The 6,299-nt window shown below is 66.5% G+C and carries 6 protein-coding genes and 1 tRNA gene; 5 read left to right on the plus strand and 2 right to left on the minus strand.

Annotated features, from left to right (window positions below; all coding sequences use genetic code 11):
• Nucleotide 1: 1 nt before the first annotated feature.
• Nucleotides 2–907 carry a LysR family transcriptional regulator gene (locus tag AC1RQC_RS09310; RefSeq protein WP_492372196.1) on the minus strand — a complete coding sequence of 302 codons (906 nt, stop codon included), beginning with the start codon at nt 905–907 and terminating at the stop codon, nt 2–4.
• Between the two features lie 149 nt (nt 908–1,056).
• Between AC1RQC_RS09310 and AC1RQC_RS09315 the strand changes: the two genes are divergently transcribed.
• Both AC1RQC_RS09315 and AC1RQC_RS09320 read left to right on the plus strand, forming a co-directional pair.
• Nucleotides 1,057–2,223 carry a serine hydrolase domain-containing protein gene (locus tag AC1RQC_RS09315; protein ID WP_492883040.1) on the plus strand — a complete coding sequence of 389 codons (1,167 nt, stop codon included), beginning with the start codon at nt 1,057–1,059 and terminating at the stop codon, nt 2,221–2,223.
• On the plus strand, nt 2,220–3,443 hold the full coding sequence (locus AC1RQC_RS09320; protein ID WP_492883042.1) for an MFS transporter: 1,224 nt from the start codon (nt 2,220–2,222) through the stop codon (nt 3,441–3,443). Before AC1RQC_RS09315 ends, AC1RQC_RS09320 begins: the two co-directional genes overlap by 4 nt.
• A gap of 124 nt (nt 3,444–3,567) precedes the next feature.
• Here the strand turns inward: AC1RQC_RS09320 and AC1RQC_RS09325 are convergent, their stop codons facing one another.
• A complete protein-coding gene (locus AC1RQC_RS09325; protein ID WP_492883044.1) occupies nt 3,568–4,374 on the minus strand; it encodes a 5'-3' exonuclease in 807 nt (268 codons plus the stop codon).
• Between the two features lie 157 nt (nt 4,375–4,531).
• Between AC1RQC_RS09325 and AC1RQC_RS09330 the strand changes: the two genes are divergently transcribed.
• The 3 genes from AC1RQC_RS09330 to AC1RQC_RS09340 all read left to right on the plus strand — a co-directional run bounded on the left by AC1RQC_RS09330 (nt 4,532) and on the right by AC1RQC_RS09340 (nt 6,118).
• Nucleotides 4,532–4,771 (plus strand): hypothetical protein, encoded by a 240-nt coding sequence (locus tag AC1RQC_RS09330; protein ID WP_150986120.1) that lies wholly within the window; start codon nt 4,532–4,534, stop codon nt 4,769–4,771.
• 269 nt (nt 4,772–5,040) lie between these two features.
• Nucleotides 5,041–5,116: transfer RNA gene (locus AC1RQC_RS09335), tRNA-Met, on the plus strand.
• A 375-nt stretch (nt 5,117–5,491) separates the two neighbouring features.
• A complete protein-coding gene (locus tag AC1RQC_RS09340) occupies nt 5,492–6,118 on the plus strand; it encodes a LysE family translocator (RefSeq protein WP_492883046.1) in 627 nt (208 codons plus the stop codon).
• Nucleotides 6,119–6,299: the final 181 nt, after the last annotated feature.

Consider the following 6,299-nt stretch of genomic DNA (forward strand, 5'->3'; position numbering starts at 1 on the left):
CTCAAACGGCATGATCCGCGCCGCCCGGAAACACCCGCTCGCCCAGGAAGTCGATGAACACGCGCAATTTGGGCGACGGGTGCCGGCTGGCAGGCCACAGCACGCGGAAGGTGCCGCTACGGTCCACGTAGTCGTCCAGCACGGTGCGCAACCGGCCGTCGGCCAGCGCCTCGCGGATGGCAAAGTCCGGCAGGCAGGCGATGCCGAGGCCCTGCAACGCAAAGCTCACGCGGGTCTCGATGTTGTTGCAGATCATCGAGGTAGGCAGGTTCAACTCCGGATCGACGGCTGCGCGGCGCAACGGCCAGGCTTCCAGCTTGCCGCTGTTCGGGAAGCGGTATTGCAGGCAGGCATGCCCGGCCAAGTCCGCGGGCTGCCGGGGCTCCCCGCGCTGCGCGAGATACGCTGGCGACGCCACCAGCAAGATCCGGAACGCGCCGAGACGCCGCGCCGATAGCCGGGAGTCGCTTGGCTCGCCGGTGCGCACCACGGCATCGAAACCCTCTTCGATCACGTCCACCATGCGGTCGGTGAAATCCAGGTCCAGCTCGATTTCCGGGTACTGCCGCATGAAGTCGCCCAGCACCGGCAGCACCAGCGAACTCACCAGCGGCAGGCTGACGCGCAAGCGCCCGCGCGGCGCTTGCGCTGCGCGCGACAGCTCCTGCTCCGCCGCCTCGATCTCGGCCAGGATGCGGCGGCTGCGCTCCAGGAACTGCGCGCCTTCCGCCGTCAGGGTAATGCTGCGCGTGCTGCGGTGAAACAGCCGCGCGCCGAGCTTTTCTTCCAGCCTTGCGACGCTCTTGCCCACGGCCGACGCCGACACGCCCATCAGGCGGCCGGCGGCCACGAAGCTGCGGGTCTCGGCGACCTGCACAAACACCGTAAAGCCACTCAGGCTGTCCATCGGCTTTCCCCTCATGCCAAGCGCCTCGATCCTCGATTACGGATAATTATGTCCGGATAACCAGGAACTCTAGCCTACTTTTTCCCGAGTCAAATGTTTCTTATCGTTTGCTTGATCCCATCCCTGTCTTGCGACGAAGGAAAACACGCATGTTGTCACCCCTGCCCCCCCTGTCCGCCCGCGTTGACGCGGCGATTGAACAAGCCCTTGCCGCCCACCGCCTGGTCGGCGCCGTCGTGCTGGTTGCCCGCCACGGCGAAGTCATCCACCGCCGCGCTGCGGGCCTGGCCGACCGTGAGGCCGGCCGGCCCATGCGCACCGATACGCTGTTCCGCCTGGCGTCGGTATCCAAGCCCATCGTGTCGAGCGCAGCGATGGTGCTGGTGGCGCAGGGCCGCCTGGGGCTCGACGAGGCCGTGACGCGCTGGCTGCCGGATTTCACGCCGCGGCTGGCCGACAGCAGCCCCGCCATCCTCACCGTGCGGCAGCTGATGACCCATACCGCCGGGCTGGGCTACCGCTTCTTCGAAGCCGACGAGCACGGGCCCTATGCCCGCGCTGGCGTGTCGGACGGCATGGACCAGCCGGGCATCACGCTTGCGGAGAACCTGCGCCGCATCGCCAGCGTGCCCTTGCTCTATAAGCCGGGCACCGCCTGGGGCTATTCGCTGGCCACGGACGTGCTTGGCGCCGTGATCGAACGCGTTTGCGACGCGCCGCTGGCCGACGCGGTGCACGCGCTGGTCACGGGTCCGCTGGGCATGGGCGACACCGGCTTTGCCGCGGCCGATGCCGGGCGGCTAGCCACCGCCTACGTCAACGACACGCCAGTGCCGCGCCGCATGCGCGCGCACGATGTGGTCCCCGTCGTCGACGGCACGGCCGGCATCCACTACGCGCCGGCGCGCGCATTGGACACCAGTGCCTTCCCCTCCGGCGGCGCCGGCATGGTTGGCAGCGCCGGCGATTTCCTTAGCTTGCTGGAGGCCCTGCGCCAGGGCGGCGAGCCATTGATGCCCGCGGCCTGGGTCGATGAAATGGGCCGCAACCAGACCGGCGCATGGGGTCCGCCGGATGCGCCGGGCACCGGCTTCGGCCTGGGCTTCTCGGTGCTGCACAATCCGGCTGCGGCCGGCTCGCCGGAGTCGGCCGGCACCTGGCGCTGGGGCGGCGCTTACGGGCACTCTTGGTTCGTCGACCGCGCCCGGGGCCTGAGCGTGGCCGCGTTCACCAACACCCTGTATGAAGGCATGTCCGGCCGCTTCGTGACGGACCTGCGCGACGCCGTCTATGGGCAAGAGGTGGTGGCGCGATGAGCGATGTGGCACCCATGAAGGCCATCGATGCCGGCCGCTCCCTGTTCTTTATCGCGCTCGGCCTGTTTGGCCTTTACACCATCGAGTTCGGCGTGGTCGGCATCCTGCCCGCTATCGTCGCGCGCTACGGCGTCACGGTCGCCCGGGCAGGCTGGCTGGTCGGCCTGTTCGCGCTGGTGGTGGCCATGTGCGGGCCGTTCATGGTGCTGTGGTTGTCGCGCTATGCCCGGCGCAGGGTGCTGGCGGGCTCGCTGTTCGTGTTCGCCGTGTGCAGCGTGCTGTCGGCGTGGGCGCCGAACTTTGCCGGGCTGATGGCGCTGCGCATCGTCCCCGCGCTGCTGCATCCGGTGTTCTTCTCGCTGGCGTTCGCGGCGGCCGTGTCGCTGTACCCGAAGGAGCGAGCCACGCATGCCACGGCGATGGCCTTCGTGGGCACCAGCATGGGCCTGGTGCTGGGCGTGCCAATCACCGCGTGGATCGCGGCGCGCTTTTCCTATGAAGCCTCCTTCCTGTTCTGCGCCGCCGTCAACGCGGCGGCGGGAATCGGCCTGCTGGCCATGCTGCCGGATGCGGCGCAGCGGCCCGCACCCGCGCAGGCCGCATCGGCCAGCCGGCCCTCGGCCATCCTGCGCAAGCCGGCGCTGTGGCTCAACCTGTTCGCAACCGTGTTCGTCTTCGCGACGATGTTCTCGGTCTACAGCTATGCGGCCGAGTACCTCGCGAGCGAGGCCGGCATGGCCGGCGAGGCCATCAGCGCGCTGCTGGTGGTGTTCGGTATCGGCGGCGTGGCGGGCAATCTGATCGCCGGCCGGTTGCTGGGCAAGAGCCTGGCGCGAACCGCGCTGCTGCACCCGGCGGTGCTGGGTGGTGCCTACCTTGTGCTCTACGCCTGCGGCAATGCCTCGTTTGTCCCGATGATCGCGGTCTGCCTGCTGTGGGGCGCCGCGCATACCAGCGGCCTGATCGTCAGCCAGATGTGGCTGGCATCCGCCGCGCCGGAAGCCCCGGAGTTCGCGACCAGCCTCTATATCTCGGCCGCCAACCTGGGCGTGGTATCCGGCTCGGCGGTGGGCGGCTGGTGCATCACCGCAGCGGGCATGACGGGCGCGTTGTGGAGCGGCTGGCTGTTCGCCGTTTTGACAACGCTGTGCATGGCGCTGAAGCTGCTGCTGTTCGACCGCAAGCCGGGTCACGTCAGCGTCATGGCGGCTAAAACCTAAAACGCCGGATGCAGCGGCAGGTACGCCTTGATCACGATCGCATTGGCCAGGTCGATGAGAAAAGGCGCCGACCATGGCCACCACCAGGAACGCCAGGTGCCGCTACTCAGCCGCTACTCAGCCGCTACTCAGCCGATTCGCCCACCCGCAGCATGTTCCACGTCAGGCCAAGCTGGGCATCGGTCTTCAGCGAGAGCAACTGGCGGGAGAGCCGGGCCAGATGCGCCTGTTCCGCCAGGTTCTTGCCGACCACGCCTTTCTCCTCGGCGGCGTTGGCAAGCACGCCCTCCAGGTCGCCGTAGCGCTGCAAGAGCTTGGCCGCGGTCTTGGCCCCGACCTTCTCGACACCGGGGATATCGTCCGTGCTATCCCCCAGCAGCGCGAGATAGTCGGCCAGCTGGTGACTGCCCACGCCGAACTTATCCATGACGTAGCGTTCATCGAACCAGGACGGCTCCCCGTTCTTCACGGTGGCAAAGTGGTTGCGCACAATGGCGCCGTCGGCAATCAGCTGCAGCACGTCCTTGTCCGTGCTCACCGGGATCACCTGCCCCTCCTTGCTCGCGGTCCAGCGATAAAAGGCCGTGGCGATGATGTCGTCGGCCTCGTAGCCGTCGATCATGGCTGTCTGCAGCCCGAGCACTTCCGTCAGCGTCAGCCGGAAGTCCGGCAGGACCTCCGCCAGCTCCGGGTCCATGGGCTTGCGGTGCTGGCGGTACTGGGGATACAGCGCGTGGCGCCAGGTCTTGCCGCCGGTGTCGAATGCCGCCAGCGCGTGTGTCGGCTTGCATTCGGTCAAGGCCCGGCGGAACGAGGCCAGCGCCGAAAGCACGGCGCCCTCGACCTTGGCCGGAATGTCCTCAGCCGGGTTGGCTTCGTAGACCCGGCGCAGGATGTTCAGGCCGTCGATGAGCAGTAGAGTGTGCTTCATTGTTCTTGCGATTCTTGCGATGCGTGCGATCAGACCCTCTATTTTGACGTGCGAAGCCCGTCGCGCAACCTTTTCGGGCGGGGGAATCAGCAAGAATGCGGGGTTGCGCCGGCGGTCCACCTCGTCTAGTCTGAGCAGACTCAACCTACGCCCGGAAATGAACAACAATCACGACACTCGCCAGGCAGTAATCGACGCCCTGCAAAAGACGGGCACCCCGATGGATGCATATCAGGTCGCAAAGGCCACGGGCGTCAGCCCGATCCAGGCAGCGCGCACACTCACGAAACTCGCCGCAAAAGGCGTCGTGCAGACCGACGCCCAGCTTGGCGCCGAGGCCGACTTGTCCGCGCAGTTCCGCCTGGCTCCGGCGCCGAAGGATGCCGCCGGAGGGTAAAAGCGGAGGTGGTTGCTGCCAGGCCGGCGCCAGGATTTGGTGCATGTGCACCGCCGATCTCACGGGCAATCGTGTCCGTTGATACCGCGCGTGCGGCGAATACGTGGCTTGACGACGCGATCAGCCACCGGGCGGATGCCCGAAAAAGCGCGAATGCCGCGCTCATTCTTGCAGCAACTGCATTGATTCTGGCAATGCGCCGAGACCATTTCTGGAAATAATCCCAATCAGGACTATCCATGACGCGCCAACCCGCGTATATTTCGGCCCGCGGGGTGGAGCAGTTGGCAGCTCGTCGGGCTCATAACCCGAAGGTCGCAGGTTCAAGTCCTGCCCCCGCAACCAGATTCTGAAAAGCCCGTACGGTTCACGCCGCACGGGCTTTTTGCATTGCCGGGGCCAGACGGCGAGCAGCGACGGTGTCAGCAGCTTCGGCACCACCAGTTCCATTGCCGGGTTGTCCGCCAGCAAGCAAGCCTGCGGGAAGCCATCGGCCGGCGCCGGAGGCAGCCTCGGGCAATCCGGCGACCTGGCACCCTTGACTGGGCCAGCCAGACCCAGCCAGAGCCAGCCAAAGCGTCTGGCTGGCACAAAACGCTGCCTGGCTGGCAATATTCGGATGGCGCGCCGGATGCTACGGCCATGCCTTTTGCACGATCTTGCCCGATATCGGGCCTAACCCGACAACGCGATATCCGCGGCCGCAAAGGAGTAAAGCGCATGCCCCCGCTCGAGACACTATTGCCATTCTTCGGCATCGCCGTGGTGCTTGGACTGACGCCGGGCCCGGACAATGTATTCGTGCTGCTGCAATCCGCCATGCGGGGGCCCCGCGCGGGCATGGTCGTGGTGCTTGGCCTGTGCACCGGGCTACTGGTGCATACGGCTGCGGTCGCGTTTGGCCTGGCCGCGCTGTTCGCCGCGTCCAAGCTCGCATTCATGGTGCTCAAGATCGCCGGCGCGCTATACCTGGCCTATCTTGCCTGGCAGGCGTTCCGCGCCCCGGTGGGCGCGATGAGCCAGGGCAACGGCGACAAGGCTGGCGTGGGGCATATGTACCGGCGGGGCGTAGTGATGAACCTGACCAACCCCAAGGTGGTGATCTTTTTCCTCGCGTTCCTGCCGCAGTTCGTCGCGCCGGACCGTGGCCATATCGCGCTGCAGATCATGGTGCTCGGCGTGGTCTTCATCATCGCCACCCTGCTGGTCTTTTCCGTCATCGCCTACTGCTCGGCCATGTTCGGCGCCCTGCTGCTGCGCTCGGCACGCGCGCAGCGTGCGCTGAACTGGTTTGCGGGAGTGGTCTTCCTGGGGCTGGCCGCGCGGCTGGCTACGTCGAGGATGTAGGGGAGAGTTGGGGGTTCGGAGTTTTGATGTCCCGTTCCGTTGATTCGTACGCAAAATCTGTTGAGCTTGGAGCAGGAACAGTAGGCCGGGGGCGGTATGCGATGTGTGTTGCTTGTAGCCCGCTGACGCGGGAACGTCTCTTGTGGGTGGGGTTTTGATGCTTCTAGCTGCTGTCGCGGCT

This window comes from Cupriavidus sp. GW822-FHT03E04 (assembly GCF_058801495.1).

Coding starts and splice junctions, on each gene's coding strand:
- AC1RQC_RS09310 (WP_492372196.1), bottom strand. CDS start 907: ATGGACAGCCTGAGTGGCTTTACGGTGTTTGTGCAGGTCGCCGAGACC.
- AC1RQC_RS09325 (WP_492883044.1), bottom strand. CDS start 4,374: ATGAAGCACACTCTACTGCTCATCGACGGCCTGAACATCCTGCGCCGG.
- AC1RQC_RS09320 (WP_492883042.1), top strand. CDS start 2,220: ATGAGCGATGTGGCACCCATGAAGGCCATCGATGCCGGCCGCTCCCTG.
- AC1RQC_RS09340 (WP_492883046.1), top strand. CDS start 5,492: ATGCCCCCGCTCGAGACACTATTGCCATTCTTCGGCATCGCCGTGGTG.
- AC1RQC_RS09330 (WP_150986120.1), top strand. CDS start 4,532: ATGAACAACAATCACGACACTCGCCAGGCAGTAATCGACGCCCTGCAA.
- AC1RQC_RS09315 (WP_492883040.1), top strand. CDS start 1,057: ATGTTGTCACCCCTGCCCCCCCTGTCCGCCCGCGTTGACGCGGCGATT.